Source organism: Breznakia sp. PF5-3, assembly GCF_029504745.1.
Classification (GTDB): domain Bacteria; phylum Bacillota_I; class Bacilli_A; order Erysipelotrichales; family Erysipelotrichaceae; genus Breznakia.
In genome coordinates, this window is the sequence record NZ_JAQFIQ010000010.1 from 39,699 (window position 1) to 63,242 (window position 23,544).

Consider the following 23,544-nt stretch of genomic DNA (forward strand, 5'->3'; position numbering starts at 1 on the left):
CTATTCTGCTGTTGCTTCTTCTTGTTCATTCAATAACTCTTGTTTTTCAGCAATTTTAAAGAATGGATAATAACACGCTACGGAAATCAATACTAGTACTCCTGTCCAAACAGCAGTTCTAAGATCTCCACCTGACATCAAGAAACCATTAAAGATTGGTGGCGTACTCCAAGGTATTTCCACAAATGGTCTACCGATGATATTTGCTGACATCAACAACCATGTTGACGTAATATTAATTACTGGAACTAAAATAAAGGGAATAATCATAATTGGATTAAACATAATTGGGAATCCATAAATGATAGGTTCATTAATATTGAAAGCTCCTGGGAAGATACTAATTTTACCAAGTGTCTTATGAACTTTTGCTTTTGAGAACAAGGCCAAGATTGTTAACCCTATCGTTGATCCAGTTCCTCCACAACACATGATTGTATACATTCCCCAAGTAACAAACCCTTCTGGTTGTGTTCCTGCTGCTACTGCTGCTGCATTTGCTTCACCATTCATTGCCATAACAGGAATTAAAAATCCAATAATAACAGCTGGGTTGATTCCACAAATAAATAATAAACACGCTAATAAAGAATATAGCAAATATCCTGGAAGAGTATTTAATCCATTTGCAATTGGTGAGAACAATTCTGTAATAGCTGCATTGATATCAAAATCCAAACCAATTCTAACTAACAACACCAAAGATACTGAAATTGCCAAAGCGATAATTACTGAGAATGACCCTGCTACCATTGGTGGTACACCATCTGGCATCTTAATCTCAATGTGATATTTCTTACATAGATGAATAATATAGACACTAAAGAACCCTACGATCATTGCTGTAAACATTCCTGATGCCCCAAAAGTTGATGTATCAATAACCAAATCTGGTGTAAGCGTTGCTGCAAAGAATGATGCAACTGAAGTTGTAATCCCAAAAATAGAATCTAACTTATAATGCTTCGCCCCAAAATAACCAATCGCAATCGCTACAACCAATCCTGATATATTTGCTGTTACTGTTGCTAGTGAACTAAAGAACGGAGCTGCTGGCTCTACCACTTTCGCAATTCCCTCAAATGGAATATTGGTCATAAATGTACCAATTGCCCCAACAATCATCAATGGAACAATTGTCATTACTGAATTACGTAACACAATCATAAATGGTAATTGTGCAAATTTATTCGTAATTGGAACTAATTTATTTTGCAAAAACTCTGAAAACTTCTTCATTATATTTCCTCCTCTTTTTAAATAGTAATGTTTATAGAATCTGGTAGCTACATTTCTACACCTTTAGTATAAGCAAGATATTATCAATCCTTAAGGTATAAAAAGTCTGTATCACTATAGACATCATATATTATTGATTTCAGAAAAAATTGCATGTAATGTTTCAAAGTCCGTACTTTTTGAAAACCTAGCAAACAATTTAGGATTTAAAATAAACTTTGCTAACGCCTCATTAAAATGTCGTAAGTCACCAGGTGATTTTTTACTAGGTGACAAGAAAAAGATACATTTCACTTTTTTCTTTCCCCATATCATAGACTTGCTTAACATCAATACCGCAAAAATAGTTTCCTCTGTACACATTTTTACCGGATGAGGAATGGCACTATAATTCCCAAATGCAGTAGATGAAAGTTTTTCCCTTTCCAAAATATTTGTTTTTAACTCTGGAGGGATTGTCATCTTCTCTTTCAATTTATTTATAATAAATTCAATTGCTTCTTCTTCATTATTCATAGGATCTGCATAGAAAAACAAATCCTTTTTCAAATAATCTTCTATATGAAACATATCCATCTTATTATTTAAGAAGAAGGCATCCAACTCTTTATCTTTTAAATCACTTAAAAAATCATCGATATAAATAACTGGTAAATTCGTAGCTATCGGCTTATTAATCGTCGATATAACACAATCAAAATGCTTCATTGAAATCGTACGCAATTCATGGATCTGACAAGTTAAAATATCATTAATATAATCCCCGTATTGTTGTCTTAGCTTATAAACTAAAATTCTTGAACTACATACACCCAACCCACAAACAACCAAAATATTTTTGGGTTTTTGAATATATTTCAAGCGATCTAGTGCTAAAGAAAAATACATTGCCAAATAACTTACTTCATTATCATCTAAGTTATAATTATAATTATCTAATATGATTTTTTTAGCAATTAATCCCATTTCAAAGGAAGTAGCTTGTTGGCTTTTTACTTCATCAACAAAAGGATTGTTTGATTTTATTCCATATTTTAATCTAGTTAACATCGGTTCAAAGTGCATTGCTAGATAATTAAACACTTCTACATCCGATTTTAAATCAATTGCTAATTTCGTATTAATTTCATCAAATATTTCACCAAGAATTTCTTCAATATCCTTCGCTAGTTGATATTGTTGATTCTTACCCGATAGCGAACGTTTCCCCAATAACTGAATTGCAATATAGATAATCTCTTCTTCTGCATCCAAAATAACAAAAAACTCTTTCAATTGGGTTACGATTGATTTCGCAATACTATATTCTCTCGTATCCATAATAACCTTTACTTCTTCTTCATCAAACGTTATAAAATAACCTTTTTCCATTCGATGTACAGATATTAGAATATGATTTACCAAATGTTCTCTGCTTGCATCTGACATTTGTACTTGATAAGTTTGTAAAGTGTTTAATATAATCGTTTCAGCATGACGATATTCTTCTTCTGTATATTCAAAATCTTTCAACATAGACGTCTTATCTTGATTCATCATATATTTTGAATAGCATAAACGCAAACTCATTTCACTTCCTGCTATCCGAATACCTTTTGACGTTTTATTTTCTATCTCCAATCCAAACCTTTGAACTAAATGTCTAACATTCTTTAAATCTGATGAGATGGTTGCATCACTTACATAAAGCTGATCAGCGATATCTGAAATCATTATAAATTGGTCATCTAACCCTAACAATATTTGAATTATAGCAATCTCTCGTGTTTGTTTTTCATCATTATTAATGCGGAATAACACTTTAAATTGATGGTTTTTAAACTCATCAAATTGATGCTCATCATCAATTACTAACAAGTAGCCATATCCTTGTTTTGCTTCAATATGAAAACCACTTTTTCTTATTTCTTTTTGGTCTTGTTCATACATATTAATCGTTCTAGATACTGTCTTCGCACTAATCCCCAGCTGAGTAGCCAATTCATTTGCAGAACTATAGTCTTGATATTCATAAAGCAGCTGAATTATTTCAATAAATCTTGAACTGAATACCATCATAATTCCTCCTCATTTGTATTATCTATATTATATACTGAACTCTAGAGGAAGCGTATCTAAAAAAAGTCTTTATCACTATAGACTTTTTCTAACTTAATCATTTTATCTATCTGCACTATAATTTGAATATACAAAGGAAGACTATATTGTTATCAGAAAGCGAGGAACCAACATGGAAAACTTAGAACAAATTTGTTTTGAAATAATATCAAATGTAGGAAGTGCAAGAAGTATATATATCAATGCCATTCAAGAAGCAAAGCAAGGGGATATGGAGAAAGCTAGGGAGATGATTGAAGAAGGGAACAGTGTATTTGTTAAAGGTCATCATGCACATGCAAAACTAGTCCAAAAAGAAGCGGCAGGAGAAAGTACGATTATATCTTTGCTATTGGTTCATGCTGAAGATCAATTGATGAGTGCGGAGTCTTTTAAAATATTAGCAGTTGAATTCATTGATGTTTATAAAGCAATTGCCTTGAAATAAAATCTCAAACATACCACATAGTTATCTAAGTGGTATGTTTTTTATTATAGAGTTTCGTATTTCTAATTCTGTACAATATAAATGAAGATTCAATCACCCTTAAATTTACAAATCTCTTTTTTCACTTTATTCTTAATTTAATTACATATTGAATTCCATAAAAAAAGTCACTAAATTTATTAGTAACTTTTTTATGCTATTTTAAATATGGCACTAGTTCCTCATATTCAACAATATGATCTAATTTTGATAATGTCTTTTTCTGTGATTCATATACAGCTAATACTTCGCGTTTTTGATTTGCTTCTTGTTTATTTAACTTTTTTTGTTTGAAAGCAATATCATCCTTTTTAAAGTATTCACCAAAATAATATAATGTATCTTCTTTATGTAACTCTTTTACTACGTTTGTTACGATTTCATTCGTTTTTTTATGTTGGATGTGCCCATATTCACCTTGTGGATTATGCGTTACAATTCTATCCCAATCGCCAGTGATAATAATTTTTTCTACTTCTTTAGAGATCACTTCCTGTTCCTTTGACCAATTGCTTCGCTCTCCTTTTACTTTATCTGGATAGGATAAGATAACTCCTGTGTTTTTTGTTTTATCCAACATGTTTTGAAATTCTGCTTCTCGAAGCTCATTATCACCATTGGTAAGACAGACAATATAATACTCATGGTTGATAAGTTCATTACCACCAAAGAGAACTTCATCATCGGGGTGTGCCACAATCATGAGCCTTGTTTTATTTTGATTACTACTGGCTTCATGTTTCATCACTTCGCATCCAAATAGGATAGCTACAAACAATAGACTACTTAAAAGCGCTATTGATTTACGCATGATTTTGATCACTTTCTTTAATTATATAAATAGGACGCTTCTTATTTTCTAAATAATCTTTTGATAAATATTGTCCTAGAATGGATATAAAAATCATTTGCAAACTACTCAATACTAGAATAATCTCTAATAAGATAAGAAAATCTTTTATACCATTTTGCATAAGCAATTGGGCAATCATAACAACACCCAAAAAGCCAGCAATGAAAAGTAAGAGGATTCCAATAATACCTGCAAGTTTTAAAGGCTTTGTAGAGAAGGAAATAATTCCTTCAAAAGCATACGCAAACAGAGATTTTAAATTCCATTTTGTTTCACCAGCAACACGATCTGCATTGTTGAAGGTTACCCACTTTGTATCAAAACCAACAAAAGAGAAAATACCTTTCATATAGCGATTATATTCTTTCATTTCCAAAATAGCATCTACTACTTGCCGTGTCATCATTCTAAAATCTCCACTTCCATCATTCATATCCATATTGGAAAGACTGCGAATAAGCTTATAAAAAGTTCTTGATAGAAAGTTACGCAATGCTCCTTCGCCTCTACGATCCAATCTTTTTCCTGCACAACAATCGTACTTCTCTACTTTCAAAGCATGATACATATCTGCTAATAAGGTCGGTGGATGTTGAAGGTCAGCATCCATGATGACACAATAGTCGCCTGTTACTTTTTGTAATCCAGCAAACATCGCTGCTTCTTTACCAAAGTTTCTTGAAAAAGAATGATAATGACAATCCTTATCCTTCATTGATAATGACTTTAATATTTGAATTGTGCAATCACTACTTCCATCATCAATAAAAAGCAATTCATAACTCACATTATCAATTTTATTTAATTCTTTTACCGTCTCTTGATAGAACATTGGTAACGATTCTTCCTCATTATAACAAGGTATAATAACACTGATTTTATCCATATGTATTTTCTCCTTTCAAAAATATTTTATTACGACAAATCATATAATTACCAAGAATAGTTATTACACTAATACTACATTTTGCAATAATTGGGTTTGCATAGAATAACTGAATAAAGATAAACAACAAGATATTCTCAATAAGCAATGTAAGTAATCGTAAAGATGCAAAAGATAAAAATTCTTTTACTACTTTTTCAGATGAACCAAACACCCACAAACGATTGGTGAAGTATGCAGTTATCACGGCAACCATCCAAGCAACTGTATTCGCCACTAAATAATTTACATGTATTTTATACAACAGATAAAACACAAGATAATTAACTAGGGTTGTTAGAACGCCATTGATTCCATACTTTAATAATTCTTTTACTTTTTTACTCATGTTGATACCTTCTTTCTAAGATATAGATTATGATAAATCCACATAATCCAATAATTGATATAAATGCCCCTAATGTTTTTCCTGGTGGAACAAACGTTATTTTAATCTCATGGGTTCCTTTCTCTAATGCAAACCCTACAAATGCTTTGTTGACCGTTTCAACAGGCTTTTTTTGACCATCTACATATACTTCATATCCTTTTTGAATAGGGAGTGATGTTACAAAGTAACAATCCTTATCAACTCTAATATCGCCTTCTAAAACATGATTAGTCGAAGTCGTTTGCAAAGGTGTAATCACTTGTTTTTCTGGGTGGTAAGGCAATGTATAGGTCTGTATATTTTGTAATTCATACGTCCCTTTCCCTAACGTTATATTTAAACTATCCAATTCCTCTTCTGATGATAATACATATGTAAAGTTTGTATTACCATTTGGATAAGCTGCCTTTTTACTAGATAACTTATTATTTACACCATTGATCGATATAGATAAGTCCTTACTTTTAATATTACTTATATTCTTCACATCAAACGTAATGATTAATATTTGCTCATGTAAATCGTGATTGATACCAAGTTTTAATTTACTTTTCTTTTTACTATCAATATAGATAGTCCCATCTTCTCTGAAATATTCTAAACAATCACTTTTCTCTAAAACATTGGTGGTAAGATTAGCTTGCTTAACACCAAATTCATACTTACTATCTCCTCCCTTAACAATTGTCCGATTGTACAATACATCTAAGGTATAAGGTAGTGAAAGCTTATCAAATGCTTCTTCACTATACAGTGCATCCGTAGCATATGCGATTGGCAATACATTTTTATTTTCTAGAAGTTTAACTCCATCATTTTCATATACAACTTCATATCCCTTTGGAATATACTTCTTATTTGTATAAAGATAACGAACTCCCATCTTCTCTTGAAACACAATGTTTTGTTGCAAGGATGTTATGACTCGATTTTTTGTGGGAATTGCATTCTTTGCAATATCATAAAAGAATGTATTATAAGCTTGATTGTTCATTGATGTATACATCGTAGTTCGTTTCATACCCGACAATGCAAGATTTACATTATTGAGTTGATAGCGAACATCATCAAATCGATAATTTTGATTTAGATGTAGATCTTTTAACTTTTCATCCGCTTTTATCATCATGACTTCATCATACTTTTGCTTTGAAACATAATTTTCTGAATGATTGTTCCAATAACTATTCACGAAGGGAACAAGTAAAATCAACAAGTATACCATTCTTTTCTTTGTCTTCATATACAAGATGATTGTGATATAAATAAGCACAAGTTCGACTATCCATACCACCAGAAAACGGAAATTAAGCAAAGGAAGAAGCGCGATTCCAAGAGCTGGATACATCCATGTTTTGCCATCCCTCTTTATATGTTGCAGCACATATGCTGTAACATATAAAACAAGGGGAATGAAAGGAATAAACACTTTTTCTCTTATATATAACGTTCCATTTAATACATAACAGATAAGGCCAAACAACATACATATAAGTAAGCTTATGGATAAACCTCTTATCTTTTTATCACGTAACCCAAAACTTAAAGCAATCCATGATATCAGACTCAAACCCATTCCATATTTATAGTAAAGAAAATTTTTAAGTTGGATATTGGGAAGCAAGAGTCGCATATCAAATCCATTACTTCCTCCTCGTGCTCCTGCCAATAAAACATAGGCCGTTGGCAACAATAAAATTCCACATATCATAAAGGCTACAAGGAAGATAAATACAAAGTTTAAGATTAATTTTTTTCCTTGCTTTGATAAAAGTTTTATATGTCGTAGTTTCATGTTATAAAAGATATAAATCATGAGTACAAAACTACAACTAACACTGAAGAAAAAGCTATGTAAAATAATTAAGACAATACTAATTATGAAAGGAAGTTTTGATTTTCCATTGAATATTCGATCAATAAAAATAAATGATAAAATAAGATATGGCATATAATTCACAAACATAATTTGTCTATGTAAATGAAAGAAGAAAGATGAAAAAGCAAACAACATCGTACATAGAAACGCTATCACTGTATCGATATCTTTCTGCTTTAACCAATAATACAAAAGATTTAGACTAACAATAAAAGAAATCATCATATATACAATTATTACATCCTTCATAGCTACCATTGGTAATAGCAATGAAATTAAGACATCTGGACGAAATAAACCATAATATGAAAATGCATATACATTTTGTCCTCCACCAAGTGCATCCACAAAGTTAGGAAATAAACCTTGTTCATACATCGTTGTACGAAGTGTATCAGCTATTTGCACATGTTGTGATAACCAATCGGTATTGGAACCAAACATATAACCATTAGGGACATATAATATAATCATCAAGATTGCAATTCCACTAATGAATAAATATGGATATATATTTTTCTTATCTTTCATCGTTCTCCTCCGTACGATATTATTTTGTCATAGATTTCTTAAGTCCCGCATAAAGGAAACCTTAAGAAATCTTAAGTTTTTCTTAATATTATCCATAACCCCTTATCTTATTGTATAATTTATGTAGATTTAAATAGAGATGAGAGGTATCTGTGGAAAAAACAAAAATCTTAATTGCCGATGATAATAGCGAAATAAGAGAAGTCATTTCTGTTCTTCTTAGTAGTGAAGGCTATGAAGTAATCGAAGCTAAAAACGGAGAAGAAGCAATCGAAAAAGCGAATGAAGATATTGATCTATTCATTTTGGATATTATGATGCCAAAAGTAAATGGATATCAAGCATGTATTGGAATTCGTAAAAAAAGTCATGCTCCAGTTTTATTTCTCAGTGCCAAAGGTGCTGAAAGCGATAAAACATTGGGATTCTCTTCTGGTGCAGATGACTACCTGACAAAACCATTCTCTTACAATGAGCTTACTGCTAGAGTAAAAGCAATGCTCCGTCGCTATCATATATATAAGGGAAAAGAGGCGTTACAAGAAGAAAAGAGTATTCTAAAATTTACTTCTCTAACCATCGATGAAATAAATGAGAAAGTTTTTATTGATAACACAGAAATTGAACTAACTGATATCGAATATCAAATTCTTCATTTATTGGCAACTCATCGCCAACAAATCTTTTCATTAGAAAAACTATATGAAACCATTTGGAATGAAGATTACTACTATACTGCAAATAATACTGTAATGGTCCATATGCGTAACTTACGTAAAAAAATTGAAAAGGATCCTCAAAATCCTAAGATTATAAAAACTATATGGGGAAAGGGGTATCGCTTTGAATAATAAAAAAAGAGGTCGCACCTTCCTAAAAATATACTTAGCTTTCCTTACTAGCATAATTAGTTTTTTTACTATTTATGCTTTTCGCTTTGATGTTTTACAATTGAGTGAAAGTGATGAGAATTCTTCAATAGTAGATGAAGTTAAAATAAAAAGACTTAATCAAAAGCTTTATGAGATTAATCTCAATGTAGATAACAACGATAAAATACTCAGTATTTTACAAAGTGAATTAGAAAATTACAATTACCAAGTATTAATGAGAAGTGATAATGATGAAATAGCGATTCCAATAACAAAATTTGAATCTATGATTTATAACAATAAATTATCTCAAGGACAATTTGAACTATTACATTTTAAAAATGGAGATGCTTATATTGAAATATATCCTACTTTTAAATCTTATTTTTCAATTTATGTAATTGTTGATTTCATTATAAGCATTCTTATTTTTATCATATGCTATTTTTTATTTAACTACATTGATAAAAAACAACTCATCAACAAAGCAACCCAAAAATTACAAAATACAAGATTTGGAAAACGCTTATCAGTAGAACTTATTGGAGTGAATTTACTTGCCGTAGCAATTGCCATTTCCGCATATTTATTTATGTATAACAATCGTTATGCTTACTTCTCTTTTATAAGAGATAATGTCGCTGAAAATACTAATATGAAGATTGCAGATGAATTACAAGATATGTTTAAAGATGTTAATATCAACGAAAAAACTTACAATAAAATCAATAATTCTTTAAACAATAGTTTTGATTCACATACAACTGTAACTCTTATGGATGAAAAAAAACCAGAAATGTACCTATCTACATTTTATTCATATGAATTATATTCAAGTAATAATTTATATGATGTATCAGCAATTTCTTCTGCTAACAGTTCCACTCACACCATAAAATTTAAAAACAAAAAGATCTTTGCCTTCATTTCAACCTCGCCTGTAGCACCTTATGCACCTTCTTATTTATATACAATTATTTTTATTGCTATCTCACTTTATGCAATAACCCTAATTTGGTTTATTCAAAACAAAGTGAAAATGATTTTAAAACTACAAGAGGATGTCGATATTCTTGCTGCTGGAAATTTAACACATGAAATCAGCATTTTAGGTGGAGATGAAATTGGTGAATTAGGAAAAAATCTAAATGAAATGCGAATTTCATTCTACGAAACAATGGAAAGCGAAAATCGAATGCAAGATGCAAATAAGAAGTTAATCACTTCCATGTCACACGATTTAAGAACACCCCTTACATCGCTTATGGGATACTTAGACATTCTTCGCTTACAAAAAGGAGACCCTAAGCAAAGCCAAGTGTATTTAGATAAAGCTGCTGAAAAAGTAGAACAAATTCGTTCCCTATCGGATCAAATGTTTGAATACTTCTTAGTATATGGACAAGACGAAAATGCTAATTTAACATTACAAAGCTGTGAAGAATGGATAAACTATATCGAAGAGAGTGTGAACCTATTAAAGTATCAAGACTATAAAATTAAAATGGAACTAGAAAGAAGTGGATTACTTCGCTTAAATATGACTTTGATGAAAAGAGCAATGGATAATATCTTCTCTAACTTACAAAAATATGCAGATATCACTTCTCCAATTACCATCATCAGTGAAATAAAAAAAGGCCATTACTGCCTTTTGGTCGAAAACTCTAAACGAAAAGATATCGATGATATCGAAAGCAACCACATTGGATTAAAAAGTGTTGATCGCATCATTAAACTGCATAATGGTACCATTAAAATAAAGAATACGGAACAACACTTTCTAATTCTTATTGAATTACCAATGATCGTATAAGAAACATCCTAAAGATGTTTCTTATTTTGTATAGGTATTTATTATAGAATACAACTCCTCACTACTTTGTAACTGATACCAGTATAATTGATCATCATCCTTTTTCTTCACCTTAATTTGATCTCCACTTTCCCATAAGATGACATGAATTTCTTCATTATTATATTCAATAAATAACTCATATACAGGTTCTAATGTAGTAGCACGATACCCTTTTGGATTTTTCTTTGGATGATGTTGATCTTCATCATAAGTAGCAGCATCAATAATTTGAAAAACCTTTTGTGCATCATCTTCCTTCAATGAAATGTTTTTTTGACTTTCATTTAATTTTAAAACAATTGATGCTTTTTCTCCTTGGGTAAAACTACATCCAGCAAATAAAAATAATAGCGATAATAACATATATTTTCTTTTCATAATATTTCCTCCTTTTATGTCCCCTCTATATATTATGACGCACCCAACTTCGAAAAGGTTTTATAATTTATTAATATTATATAAATTAATTGTTGGCTCGTCACTACACTGATATATTTTTTATAATTATATCTGCATATAGAAATTTGCACACTATTCTTAAATTTTGTAAACTATACTTATATCTAATATAAATATATTAAAAAATAGGTTTATACAAAAAGGAGCGGAAATGGATATTAACAAACATTATAAGACAGTAGAAAGGCTGGATCACTAATGAGCAAAGCAGCTTTTCGTAAAAGTTCTTTACGAGTCGTTAAAACAACCTTTACACGGTTTATTTCGATTGTTTTAATATCCTTTTTAGGTGCAGGAGTTTTTGCGGGTCTTAGTGCAACATCTCCAAATATGAAACTAACTGGTGACGCATACTATGATAAATATAATGTAGCTGATGCTCAGATTCTATCTACATATGGATTTGATGACAGCGATATAAATGCTATTAAAGACATACATGGTATACGTGAAGTTTTGGCAACATATTCAATTGATTCCACAGGGAGTGTGGAAAGTAAAGACTATACATTTAAAATCAGTGGATTTCCTGATCGTAAAGATGCACAGATCAATCAGGTTAAATTAATTGATGGGCAAATGCCAAAAGCCCAAAATGAAGCAATTATTATCCAACCTTCTATAGGATTAAAAAACATAAAAATAGGGAGTAATATAACATTAGATAAATCTTCAAATACCGCTTTCTCATCAACCCTTGATAGAAATGATTTTGAAATTGTTGGAATTGCAGAGTCTCCCTACTATTTATCATTCATGCAAGGAAGTACAACTGTTGGGAGTGGATCTATCGACTATGTCATTTATGTACCTAAAGATAATTTTATAATTGATAGTTACACTGAACTGTTGGTAACATTTGATAACACTAAGAACTTGAATACATTTGAAGATGAGTATTTTAAAGCCTGTGAAAAGCCATTGGATAAATTAAGTATAATGGCTAAAGAACGCCAGGATTTACGATATACAAAACTAAAAAAGGATTTAAAAGACGGTCATAAAGAATTATCAGTAGTGAGAAAAGATACAGAAAAGCAATTGGATGATGCTGAACTTCAACTTGAAGCAGCAAAAACTCAGATTGAAACTTCAAAAGTTTTGTATCAAAATGGTGTAAGTGAATATAATACAAAAAAAGGATTAGCTGAAAGTGAACTTACAATTGCTGAAAATAAATTATCTGCTGCAGAAAAGAACATTATGCAAGGAGAGCAAGAACTTTCTAAAAAGCAAAGTGAACTACAAAACAATAAACTACTATTAGCGGAAGGTCGAAGAAAATTAGATACTGCATGGACTGACTACAATCAGCAATATGCAGCTTACTTAGCTATAAAGGATTTTTTATGGAGCACAAATCCCGAACAAGCTGCACTTCTTGAACAACAATTAAATGCTTATAGGGTACAACTTGATCAAGAAGAACAAGCTTATACTAATAATTCAGATAAGTTAAAAGCTGCACAAATACTTCTAAATCAAAAGCAAGGTGAAATAAACCAGGCAAAAATAGATTATCAAAATAGCATAATTACATATAATCAAAATAAAGAACTTGTAGATGCTGAATTGTACAATGCTGAGATTAGTTTAAAAACGGCTGAAAATCAAATCCAAACTGCTGAAAATGAACTGAAGATAAAGTGGGCAGAGTTTGATGAACAGAAAAAGGCTACAATAACAAAGCTAGAAGATAGTGAAGTATTACTAAATGAACAAGAAGATATCGTTTCAAAGATGGGAACTCCTAAATGGTTTGTTTTGGATCGCAACATGAATGAGTCTTTTATTAACTTTTATGATACAACCAAAAAAATGCGAGATCTTGCTACAATATTTCCTGTAATTTTCTTTCTTGTTGCAGCACTTGTGTGTCTTACAACAATGACACGAATGGTGGATGAAGACAGAATTTTAATTGGTACATTTAAAGCTTTGGGATATTCAAAACGAACCATTGCAATGCGATATTTGCTCTATGCTATTATTGCCAGTTTCATTGGGAGTTTACTTGGTGTGCTTGTAGGATTCTGGTTACTACCACATATTATTTGGAATGCTTATGCAATTATTTTTGCCTTTCCTACTCTACATACAAGATTTTTCTTAGATACTGCTACACTATCAGTATTAGCCATCGTAATAACAATTGGCTTAACTACCGGTTTTTCAATCAAACGTTCCTTAGATGAAGTTCCATCAGAGTTAATGAGACCTAAAGCGCCAAAGAGTGGAAAGCGAGTTTTTATAGAAAACATTAAATTAATTTGGAATCGACTGAGCTTTACTAGAAAAGTAACGATTCGTAATTTAGGACTTAATAAAAAGCGATTAGTCATGGCTTTACTTGGAATCTTAGGATGTACTGCATTGGTAGTAACTGCTTTTGGAATTAAAAATTCTATCCAGTCAATATCCAGCAAACAATTTCAAACTATTTTAAAATATGATATAAGTGTAGGATATAGTGATAAGCCATCAAATGAATTAGCGACATTCATGAGTAACGAATCATACTTTAATGAAGCTGTAGAAGCCTATCGTGGAGCAGCAATAGCTAGAGATAAAAAGAACTCAAATACTACTGAAAGTATTAGTGTTGTAGCACCCAAAGACAGCAAGGAATTTAATAATGTTGTTAAGTTCTACGATCCTAGTAATCACAAAAGTATCCAATTTACTACCAATAGTGTTGTAATTACTGAGAAGTTAGCAATTAATTTGAATCTTGATATTGGTGATAAAATTGAAATAAAATACTTGAATGATGATACATATCATAGTCTGGAAATAACAGATATATCAGAAAACTATACATTTAATTACATATATATTGGAGATGATGTATATATGGATATCTTTAATGAGCCTGCTTCTTATAACTACTACTTCTCTATCCTAAATGACAATATAGATAAGCGCATTGTGGAAGCAAAACTACATGAAATCAACGGAGTGAGTGTTATCTCATTTACAAAAGATTTGATGGGGAATATTGAAAAATCTATCAAAAGTATCGATACAATCATCTGGGTATTGATCATCGCTGCTGGTCTTTTGGCATTTGTAGTTATTTATAATCTGACAAACATTAACATTGGAGAGCGACAAAGAGAGTTAGCTACGCTAAAAGTATTAGGTTTCTATGATAATGAAACATATAATTATATCTTCAGAGAAACAATTGCTATTTCAATAATTGCATGTATCCTTGGATTATTTGGAGGTTCTTTCTTGTATAAAGCAGTTGTTGTAACCGTAGAGCCTAGTAGCATTTTCTTAACCCGCTCTCTATCCTGGGAAAGCTATGCACTTGCAGTAATACTTACGATGTTTTTTACACTCATCGTAAATATGTTTTTAATACCAAAGATCAAACACATTGATATGTTAGAGTCTTTAAAATCTGTAGACTAAAAAAGCTTTGTATAATCGAAGAGATAACAAAGCTTTTTTATACATACCTTTTTAAAGAAATTAAGTAAGAAGGTTACTTTTATGAAATATGGTTTCGTGTTAAAATTCATATATAACTAGAATTAATGAAATCACATATCATGTGATAAAGGAGTACTATAATATGCATGAAATCAAATGTCCACATTGTGGCAAAACATTTACTATCGATGAAGCTGGCTATGCTGATATTTTAAACCAGGTCCGCACAAAAGAATTCAATAGTGAAGTTCATGAAAAACTAGAACAAGCCAATGCACAATTTGCGAATGAATTGGCTTTAATGAAAGAAAAAACAAAGAATTCATTGGCAGAGGAACTTACCCAAAAGGATAAAGAGATCTCTGAATTACAATCTAAAATCAATGCAAGTAAACAAGAAAAAGAAATTGCTGTTATCAAAGCAGAGAACATTATGCGTGAAACGATTGCTGAACAAGAAAGAAAAATCACAGAATTATCTTCTAAGTTTGATCTTCAAGAGAAAGAAAAAGAACTGGAAAAAAATTCAATAAAAGAAAAATATGAAATTGAATTAAAACAAAAAGATGAAGCAATTGCTTTCTATAAAGACTTCAAAGCAAAGCAATCTACAAAGATGGTTGGTGAAAGTTTAGAACAGCACTGTGAGATCGAATTCAATCGCTTGCGGATGACCGCATTTCCAAATGCTGAGTTTGGAAAGGATAATGATATAAAAACTGGAAGTAAAGGGGATTATATCTATCGTGAGAGCGATGAGCATGGAACCGAAATTATCTCCATCATGTTTGAAATGAAAAACGAAGGAGATGAAACAGCAACAAAGAAACGAAATGAACAATTCTTTAAAGAATTAGATAAAGATCGTCGCGAAAAGAAATGTGAATATGCAATCCTTGTATCAATGCTTGAAGCAGATAATGAGTTATATAACACTGGTATTGTTGATGTGTCTTATGAATATGAAAAAATGTATGTAATTAGACCTCAATTTTTTATCCCCATCATTACGCTATTACGCAATGCTGCTATGAATTCGTTGAAATTCAAACAAGAAGTTGCTTTGATGCGAGAACAAAATATTGATATTACAAATTTTGAAGAAGACCTTAATACATTTAAAACATCTTTTGCAAAAAACTATAATCTTGCTAGTCGTAAATTCAATACTGCAATTGAAGAAATTGATAAAACTATCTTGCATTTACAAAAAACAAAAGATGCTTTATTATCTTCTGAAAATAATTTGCGAATTGCAAATAACAAAGCTGAAGATTTAACTGTTAAAAAACTTGTCCGTAAGAATCCTACTATGAAAGAAAAGTTTGATTCTCTTAAATAACATTGAAAATCACTACTTTGCGTTTCGCTTATAATTCAATTTATTTTAATGCTATACTAAATTTAAGATAAATTACTGCTATAATGCAATGTAATATGAAGGGAGAAATATGAAATTATTACAATTACAAAACTATGATGAATTATCAAGAATTGGTGCTGAAATTATCATTGATGAGATTAAGCATAATATGAATGCAAACATTTGCTTAGCCACTGGTGGCTCACCAAAAAAGCTATATGAACAAATGGTTCAACAAATTAATGAAGAACGTATCGATATCTCAAATGTCACTTTTACAAAACTCGATGAATGGTATGATGTAGATCCAAAAGAATCATTTACTTGTGAAACTTTCATTCAAGAAAATATCTTAGATAAGTTATATATGCAACCAAAGCAATTCATTTCCTTTGTTTCAAATGCTTTGGATATCGATTTAGAAGTACAAAGAATACAAAAATTAATTGATGAAAATCCTATTGATATCATGATTTTAGGTTTAGGAATGAATGGTCATCTAGGTTTAAATGAACCAAATGATGAACTAACGCTACCTTGCCATTATGCCGCACTTGATACAAAAACCAAAACGCATGATATGGCGGATGGAAGGAATCTTGAAGGTGGCTTAACCATTGGCATGAAAGGTATCTTTGATGCCAAGAAAATCCTCTTTTTAGTATCTGGTGATAAAAAAGAAGATGCATATCATGGTTTTATGAAAAAAACAATATCAACAAACCTACCTGCAAGTTTTTTATGGTTACACAAAAATTGCATTACGCTTATTGATAAAGAACAGTTTACTAATTAAAAAAATATCACATTGTGATATTTTTATTTTAAGTATGCATTGAACGCCGCTAAGATTGCTTGTCCATTATTTTTTTTATATCCATATTCACCAAGCTGAATCTTAGGTTTGGTAGCTCCATGAAAATCCGAACCACAGGTCATAAGCAAATGATGCTTATCACAATATGCTTCATAATATATATTTTGCTCATCATTATGATAATTACTATACGCTTCAATTCCATCAATTCCCTGGGAAATAGCTTTTTCCAACAAATCTTCTCTTTGGTAAAATGTCTTCCATGGATGAGCCAATACAGCAATACCACCAGCTTTATGAATTTCCTTAACAGTATCTTCTAAAGAAGGAAATGCTACATCTACATAACACGGTGCTCCCTTAAAACAATACTTCCAATAGAAATTTGCTGTAGGCGAATCACTTTGCTCACCTCCTGGTAAGAAAGGATGAAATGCTTCAACATCTTTATAACGTGGATCATTTAGAATATCAAGAATAGCATCAATCATCTTTCCTTTTTCTCCAACCATGTCCATAAGACGTTGTACATCTAATTTTATATTAAAATATGTTTCAAATAATTCTAGACGTGTCTTTGTAGAATCATAAATCAAATCACTTATTTTTTTATTCAAAGATTTAAAATATTCTGTATTATAATCTAATCCATATGCTAATACATGAACTTCAAATCCTTCAAATTTTGTATCACATTCAATTGCAGGTATTACCTGCATCCCATATTTACTTCCTTCATTAATCATCTCATCAATCCCTAGCATCTGATTATGGTCGGCTAGTGCAACGGTCTTAATTCCTTTCGCATGTGCCATCTGAATTAATTGTGTAGGAGTATATTCTCCATCATTACTATAATTTGAATGCATATGTAAATCAAAGTCCATAATTACCTCATTTCTGCCTTTATTATAGCATAATATTATAACATTTCTAATTTCAACATATGAATAAATAAAATTTTTTAAATTTTTATGAACGAAATTGCTTTTAAAATGTACTAAATGATAGAAAGCGCTTTTGACTCTCGTCGGCACTTTCAAGTTGAGTTGGCTTCGCGGTTTACTCCAACTACTTCTGCAGGGCTGTGTTATCGAATTAGAGGGCGGAATTATTAACTATTTGATAACATAAAGTGGAGGATAAAAAATCGGTTATGTAGTCATACGAAGGAAAAGGCAATCAAATGATTGCCTTTTTCTTTTTGTTACTAATTATTTAAAAAAAAGAGATATTTATCCTACCTCTTTATATGCTTATATTACCATAATTTAGCACTTTTTTCAAGTCTTGTATATATTCCTAGATAGGTGTATTAAGTAATAAAGAGAAGGAGAATTTATGAAATATTATACAATTAAAACAAAAGAAAATACTCAGATGATAATAAAGGAAGTAAATGCTGAAATTGCTAGTTATGGATTTTCGTTAAGTGAAGAAGACTATCAATTTCTTTTAGCAAAACAAAAAGAACTCTATACACACTATAACCTAATTGATTTAGATACAACAATCATTAAGGTTATCGCAATGACTGTAAATAAATCTCCTTATATACGACAAAGCAATTATGTAGACTTAATCGTTCACTTTCTAGATTTATTCTATGCATGTCGAAAACAAATTGGAACTCTTCATTACGATGATGAAATCATTTATACACTTTATCAAATATATTTATTACACTATGGAGAAATATCCACAAAATTACTTTATGATACGCTAAAAATACTACAGGAGAAATTATGAAACATACAATTCAATCTAATTCTTTTGAAAATACAACGTTCCTTGATATATTAAAATTCTTACGTACTCATTCCTTCATGGAAGACGAAGAATACCATAATATTCAAATACAAATTTTCTTATTAGTTAAAAAACTTGTTCTTACTCATACACATAATCGCACCACAACAATATCAAAACGTAAATACCATCAAATAATGAATAGTGTATACTACACACTTGATCATGCTACAACATATCATAAAAACCCCATTGAATTCATAAAAGCAAAACACATTGCATTTTTTTATGATGAAGGAAAACAATCCATCACTGCTTTACACGAGCAAGTATATGATCTCTATATAAAGTTAAAGCAATCTATCCTCCCTATCAACAATGAACGTTATCAAGATGTTATTTTGCAACAACTGCTATACTTTTATCATGAATATAATATCGAATATCGTGCTACTTATTGTCGTCAAGACTTTGATTATCCATTGCTTGATGGAATTCCTCTTGATCATGATATGTATCATAAAAAAGGTGTTGATTTGGCAGTTGAATATGCAAAGCGATTATCCATTGAACAAACTTTTTGTCAACGTTTTACAACCGAAGAATTAGTTACCCTATTCCATAACTACGAAGAACATGTTGGTGTAAGTATTCACTTGTTGGGTATCAACATCATGGAAATCGTACTCCTTCAGTTTATGTTTTCAACACTTCTACCAAACCAAAAACCTTCACTAATGATTTTAGATAGCGAGAAACGATACCTATGTTCTTTGATTCAAAATACCCATACTACGGTAGAAACAATCTATCAAAATATGGATATAATACTAGATAAGCAAACAATGCAATACATTTATCGATACAAAGAACAACTTTCACAAAAAATACAAATTGCATTAGAACACAATCAATTGGATCACCTAATAATTACAAAATCTATTCAAAAAGCAAAATTTACTTTTCACGATAAACCATCTGTTAGTAGCAAAACGTTTTCACAAATCATCAATAAAATCGAAGAAAAAAATAATGCTGATGAGAAAATACAAATTCTATTTCAATATTCTCTTTCCATTCACGATATCATCGATATTTTAGAAACTGATATTTTCACAGATGACCATTATCCTTTGTTATTTCAAAAATTAGATATACTGAGCATTGCTTTATTATTTAAATATACATATCCAGAAGAATTTGTTTTTCATGCAACAATTGTATTACATACCTCATATCTTCATAATTTAGATATTTCTCGTCAATGGCAATCCTATTTTCTTATTTACATAGAACAACTTACAGATGAAAAAAAGAATGAATTACAAAATATCTTAAATATTATGAATTAAAAAATCTACAGGATTTCCTGTAGATTTAACGAATATACCAACAGCATTTTTTATCTGCTTTCACAAACCCCAATTTCATCTGAATATGATCACTTGCAGTGTTTGCTTGATCTACCTGTGTGAAGATAACATCATCACTTTCTTCCAAAACGTGATTTATATAAGCAGACTGCAAAGTAATCGCTATTTTCTGATTACGAAAGGCTTCAAACACTTCAATCATGCCAATGGCTCCACTTGGGTGTCTTCCTACATATCCTACCAATTCTTCATCAATAAAGGCCCCCAACATCCCTGCTTTGATTCTTTCCAGAAGATATGTATCGCTTGCTAAACTTTTAACGCTATAATGACGTTTAATCACTTCCAAATAGCTATCATCCAATTGGCGAATTTCTACTTCTTTATTGATTAAAGGTAACTCTTCCCTTTTTTGATATACATAATTATAGTAATAAAGTTTTTCATTATAAGTTAATTCTTTTTCAAATATCGCTTCTGTGATTGCATCATAAGCAATAAGTGAATGATAATCTTGTGGTATCATTTTTACCATATCTTTTGCTGCTTCTTCATTAATAGTCATTGCATGATAGGTATCATCCTTTTCATCATAGAGCAAGATACCATCCATTTCCGCATATAGAATCTTAGAATCCCCTTTACGATATGTTTCCAACATTTCCACATAAAGCACTTCATCACTTTTTAATATTTTTGCAATAGCATCATCATAATGAACATCATCTAGATCTACATCGGATAACTTTAAGATCAAAAATGCTCTACTCAGTGCTAATATCAAAATAAGAATTCCAACTCCAATCATGATTGGCTCACTACTAATTGTACCTCTGATAAAAAAGGCTATGGCTACCAAAGATAAAATAATACTTGGTTGCAATTGTTTATGTTTCATTAGCGAACAATAGACCCCGCATCTAAATGATTCACATTCAATACTTCTATTTGATCTCCATTTTCACCAACAAGAATCATTCCTTGTGATTCAACACCACGAATCTTGGCTGGTTTTAAGTTTGTGACTACAACAACCTTTTTCCCTACCATATCTTCTGGCTTATAAGCATCTGCAATACCACTTACAACTTGGCGAACTTCACTTCCTATATTAATTTGTGATACTAATAATTTATCTGCTTTAGGATGCTTTTCACACTTCTCTATCAATCCAACCTTCATTTCTGTCTTCATAAAGTCATCAAATGTAATTTCCGGCTTTGCTGGTGTTACTTCTTCTTTTTTACTATTTTGCTCAGCTTCCCATTGTTCTGCAAATTCTTTTTCATCAACCCGTTGGAAAAGAATCTCAGGTTTTTCCACTAGTTTAATATCTTCTTCCAATTGACCAAATTGTTGAATACTAGCATAATCTTTTTTATTTGTATTCAACTGTTTTAATATTTTATCACTTGTTTCAGGAACAAAAGGACTAAGTAATACTGCTGTATAACGAATACTTTCCAATAAATTATACAATACTGTTTGCAAACGATCTTGCTTTGCTTCATCCTTGGCTAAAATCCATGGACAAGTTTCATCAATATATTTATTGCTACGTCTAATCAGTGTGAAAATATCACTAATTGCATCACTAATATGCAAAGAATCCATATGTTCATCTACTTTTACTACGGTATTTTGTGCAAGTGTAATCAATTCTTCATCCATACTATCACTAATTTTTGGATTTCTCACAACACCATCAAAATATTTATTTGCCATAGAAATAGTTCGATTTACTAAATTACCTAAAACATTTGCTAAATCCGAATTGTTTCTTTCAATCATAAGATCCCATGTAATTACACCATCTTGTGCATATGGCATTTCATGAAGCACATAATAACGTACAGCATCTACACCAAAATAACGTACTAAATCATCTGTATAAATAACATTACCTTTTGATTTACTCATTTTTCCTTCGCCCACTAAAATCCATGGATGACCAAAGATCTGTTTTGGTAGAGGAACATCCAATGCCATCAACATGATTGGCCAATAAATAGTATGAAAACGCAAGATATCTTTACCAATTAAGTGAAGATCTGCTGGCCAATATTTTTTATATAACTCTCCATGATTTCCATCTGGATCATAGCCAATTCCTGTAATATAATTACTCAATGCATCAATCCAAACATAAATTACATGCTTCTCATCAAAATCAACTGGGATTCCCCATTTAAAAGATGTCCGTGATACAGCTAAGTCTTGCAATCCTGGTTTCAAGAAATTATTAATCATTTCATTCTTTCTAGATTCTGGTTGAATGAATTCAGGATTATCCTCAATGTGTTTCATCAAACGATCTTGATACTTACTCATTTTGAAAAAGTATGTCTCTTCTTTAGCGATATATACTTCACCACCACAATCAGGACATTTTCCATCGTTTAACTGTGATTCGGTAAAGAAAGATTCACAAGCCTTACAATACCATCCTTCATATTCGCCTTTATAAATATCTCCTTGCTCATACAGCTTTCTAAAAATCTTCTGTACAACAGCTTTATGATCACTATCCGTTGTACGAATAAATCTATCATAAGATGTATTCGCTAAGTCAAACATTGACCTTACAGTACCTGCTACTTCATCCACGTATTCTTGTGGTGTAATATTCTTTTCTTTCGCCTTATCTTCAATTTTTTGACCATGTTCATCTGTCCCTGTTTGAAAGAGCACATCATAGCCCACCATTCTTTTATACCTTGCAATACTATCTGCTAAGATAATCTCATATACATTTCCGATATGCGGTTTTCCAGAAGTATATGCAATTGCTGTTGTAATATAATATTTTTCTTTTCCCATAATATGACCTCCATAAAATAAAAAACTCCCCCAAAGGACGAGTTTCTCGTGTTACCACCTTATTTTGTGTATATCTACACCTCTAAACGTTAACGCCGTTCTACGCTTCATATCTAATTATTCGATATAAGTGCTCCAAAACCATCTTCATAACTTCTTGAACCTAAGTTTCCACCAACCACTTAGTCTCTATGCATCGCAAAATTATTACTCTTTTCTTCATCGCATTTTTACTCTTTCATTATAGTTTCTTTTTGTTTTATATGCAAGCTATCTCACGAAAAGATTATAACTCCCTTGATTATTAAACTTAAAGCAACAGGTTGTTGCATTAAGATGAAACCGGTATAGTAGAAGGAGCTTTGTGTTTTGTGAGAAAGGATAATATTA

At 30.9% G+C, this 23,544-nt stretch carries 18 protein-coding genes and 1 other annotated feature; of the genes, 8 read left to right on the forward strand and 10 right to left on the reverse strand.

The window, feature by feature from the left end; genetic code table 11:
- Together M2475_RS03830 and M2475_RS03835 are read right to left on the reverse strand one after the other, a co-directional pair.
- Nucleotides 1-1,239: a PTS transporter subunit EIIC gene (locus tag M2475_RS03830; protein ID WP_277489683.1), complete on the reverse strand. Its 1,239-nt coding sequence runs from the start codon at nt 1,237-1,239 to the stop codon at nt 1-3.
- Between the two features lie 123 nt (nt 1,240-1,362).
- A complete protein-coding gene (locus M2475_RS03835; RefSeq protein ID WP_277489684.1) occupies nt 1,363-3,297 on the reverse strand; it encodes a BglG family transcription antiterminator in 1,935 nt (644 codons plus the stop codon).
- A gap of 172 nt (nt 3,298-3,469) precedes the next feature.
- Here M2475_RS03835 and M2475_RS03840 point away from each other — a divergent pair, with 172 nt between their 5' ends.
- Nucleotides 3,470-3,784: a PTS lactose/cellobiose transporter subunit IIA gene (locus M2475_RS03840; protein ID WP_277489685.1), complete on the forward strand. Its 315-nt coding sequence runs from the start codon at nt 3,470-3,472 to the stop codon at nt 3,782-3,784.
- A gap of 196 nt (nt 3,785-3,980) precedes the next feature.
- On the opposite strand, the gene M2475_RS03845 is transcribed toward M2475_RS03840, so the two are convergent.
- Genes M2475_RS03845 through M2475_RS03860 form a run of 4 tightly spaced genes read right to left on the reverse strand, consistent with a single transcriptional unit; the run spans nt 3,981 to nt 8,402 of the window.
- Nucleotides 3,981-4,634, reverse strand: a complete 654-nt coding sequence (locus M2475_RS03845) for a PIG-L family deacetylase (RefSeq protein ID WP_277489686.1) — start codon at nt 4,632-4,634, stop codon at nt 3,981-3,983.
- A complete protein-coding gene (locus M2475_RS03850) occupies nt 4,627-5,562 on the reverse strand; it encodes a glycosyltransferase family 2 protein (protein ID WP_277489687.1) in 936 nt (311 codons plus the stop codon). Before M2475_RS03850 ends, M2475_RS03845 begins: the two co-directional genes overlap by 8 nt.
- Entirely contained in the window at nt 5,555-5,950 is a 396-nt protein-coding gene (locus M2475_RS03855) for a GtrA family protein (RefSeq protein WP_277489688.1), read from the reverse strand. The genes M2475_RS03850 and M2475_RS03855 overlap by 8 nt, the downstream gene beginning before the upstream one ends.
- On the reverse strand, nt 5,943-8,402 hold the full coding sequence (locus tag M2475_RS03860; RefSeq protein WP_277489689.1) for a YfhO family protein: 2,460 nt from the start codon (nt 8,400-8,402) through the stop codon (nt 5,943-5,945). Before M2475_RS03860 ends, M2475_RS03855 begins: the two co-directional genes overlap by 8 nt.
- Before the next feature lie 152 nt (nt 8,403-8,554).
- Here M2475_RS03860 and M2475_RS03865 point away from each other — a divergent pair, with 152 nt between their 5' ends.
- Together M2475_RS03865 and M2475_RS03870 are read left to right on the forward strand one after the other, a co-directional pair.
- On the forward strand, nt 8,555-9,253 hold the full coding sequence (locus tag M2475_RS03865; protein ID WP_277489690.1) for a response regulator transcription factor: 699 nt from the start codon (nt 8,555-8,557) through the stop codon (nt 9,251-9,253).
- Nucleotides 9,246-11,090, forward strand: coding sequence for a HAMP domain-containing sensor histidine kinase (locus tag M2475_RS03870; protein ID WP_277489691.1), 1,845 nt, complete (start codon nt 9,246-9,248; stop codon nt 11,088-11,090). The genes M2475_RS03865 and M2475_RS03870 overlap by 8 nt, the downstream gene beginning before the upstream one ends.
- 21 nt (nt 11,091-11,111) lie before the next feature.
- Here M2475_RS03870 and M2475_RS03875 read toward each other — a convergent pair whose 3' ends face one another.
- Complete coding sequence (locus tag M2475_RS03875; RefSeq protein ID WP_277489692.1) at nt 11,112-11,510, reverse strand: hypothetical protein; 399 nt, start codon at nt 11,508-11,510, stop codon at nt 11,112-11,114.
- A 279-nt stretch (nt 11,511-11,789) separates the two neighbouring features.
- On the opposite strand from M2475_RS03875, the gene M2475_RS03880 reads away from it, so the two are divergent.
- From M2475_RS03880 to M2475_RS03890, 3 genes are all read left to right on the forward strand, one after another.
- Nucleotides 11,790-15,011 (forward strand): FtsX-like permease family protein, encoded by a 3,222-nt coding sequence (locus M2475_RS03880; protein WP_277489693.1) that lies wholly within the window; start codon nt 11,790-11,792, stop codon nt 15,009-15,011.
- Between the two features lie 163 nt (nt 15,012-15,174).
- A complete protein-coding gene (locus tag M2475_RS03885; protein WP_277489694.1) occupies nt 15,175-16,374 on the forward strand; it encodes a DUF2130 domain-containing protein in 1,200 nt (399 codons plus the stop codon).
- Between the two features lie 109 nt (nt 16,375-16,483).
- Nucleotides 16,484-17,191, forward strand: a complete 708-nt coding sequence (locus tag M2475_RS03890; RefSeq protein WP_277489695.1) for a 6-phosphogluconolactonase — start codon at nt 16,484-16,486, stop codon at nt 17,189-17,191.
- A 23-nt stretch (nt 17,192-17,214) separates the two neighbouring features.
- Here the strand turns inward: M2475_RS03890 and M2475_RS03895 are convergent, their stop codons facing one another.
- Complete coding sequence (locus M2475_RS03895) at nt 17,215-18,099, reverse strand: PHP domain-containing protein (RefSeq protein WP_277489696.1); 885 nt, start codon at nt 18,097-18,099, stop codon at nt 17,215-17,217.
- A 454-nt stretch (nt 18,100-18,553) separates the two neighbouring features.
- On the opposite strand from M2475_RS03895, the gene M2475_RS03900 reads away from it, so the two are divergent.
- Together M2475_RS03900 and M2475_RS03905 are read left to right on the forward strand one after the other, a co-directional pair.
- Nucleotides 18,554-18,961 carry a DUF6323 family protein gene (locus M2475_RS03900; RefSeq protein WP_277489697.1) on the forward strand — a complete coding sequence of 136 codons (408 nt, stop codon included), beginning with the start codon at nt 18,554-18,556 and terminating at the stop codon, nt 18,959-18,961.
- The gene (locus M2475_RS03905) at nt 18,958-20,313 is read left to right on the forward strand and encodes a DUF6179 domain-containing protein (RefSeq protein ID WP_277489698.1); all 1,356 of its coding nucleotides are present in this window, start codon (nt 18,958-18,960) and stop codon (nt 20,311-20,313) included. Before M2475_RS03900 ends, M2475_RS03905 begins: the two co-directional genes overlap by 4 nt.
- 25 nt (nt 20,314-20,338) lie before the next feature.
- On the opposite strand, the gene M2475_RS03910 is transcribed toward M2475_RS03905, so the two are convergent.
- Together M2475_RS03910 and metG are read right to left on the reverse strand one after the other, a co-directional pair.
- A complete protein-coding gene (locus tag M2475_RS03910; RefSeq protein WP_277489700.1) occupies nt 20,339-21,232 on the reverse strand; it encodes a GNAT family N-acetyltransferase in 894 nt (297 codons plus the stop codon).
- Nucleotides 21,232-23,154, reverse strand: a complete 1,923-nt coding sequence (gene metG / locus M2475_RS03915) for a methionine--tRNA ligase (protein ID WP_277489702.1) — start codon at nt 23,152-23,154, stop codon at nt 21,232-21,234. The genes M2475_RS03910 and metG overlap by 1 nt, the downstream gene beginning before the upstream one ends.
- A gap of 30 nt (nt 23,155-23,184) precedes the next feature.
- Nucleotides 23,185-23,386: a binding site (T-box leader), on the reverse strand.
- Nucleotides 23,387-23,544 lie beyond the last annotated feature (158 nt).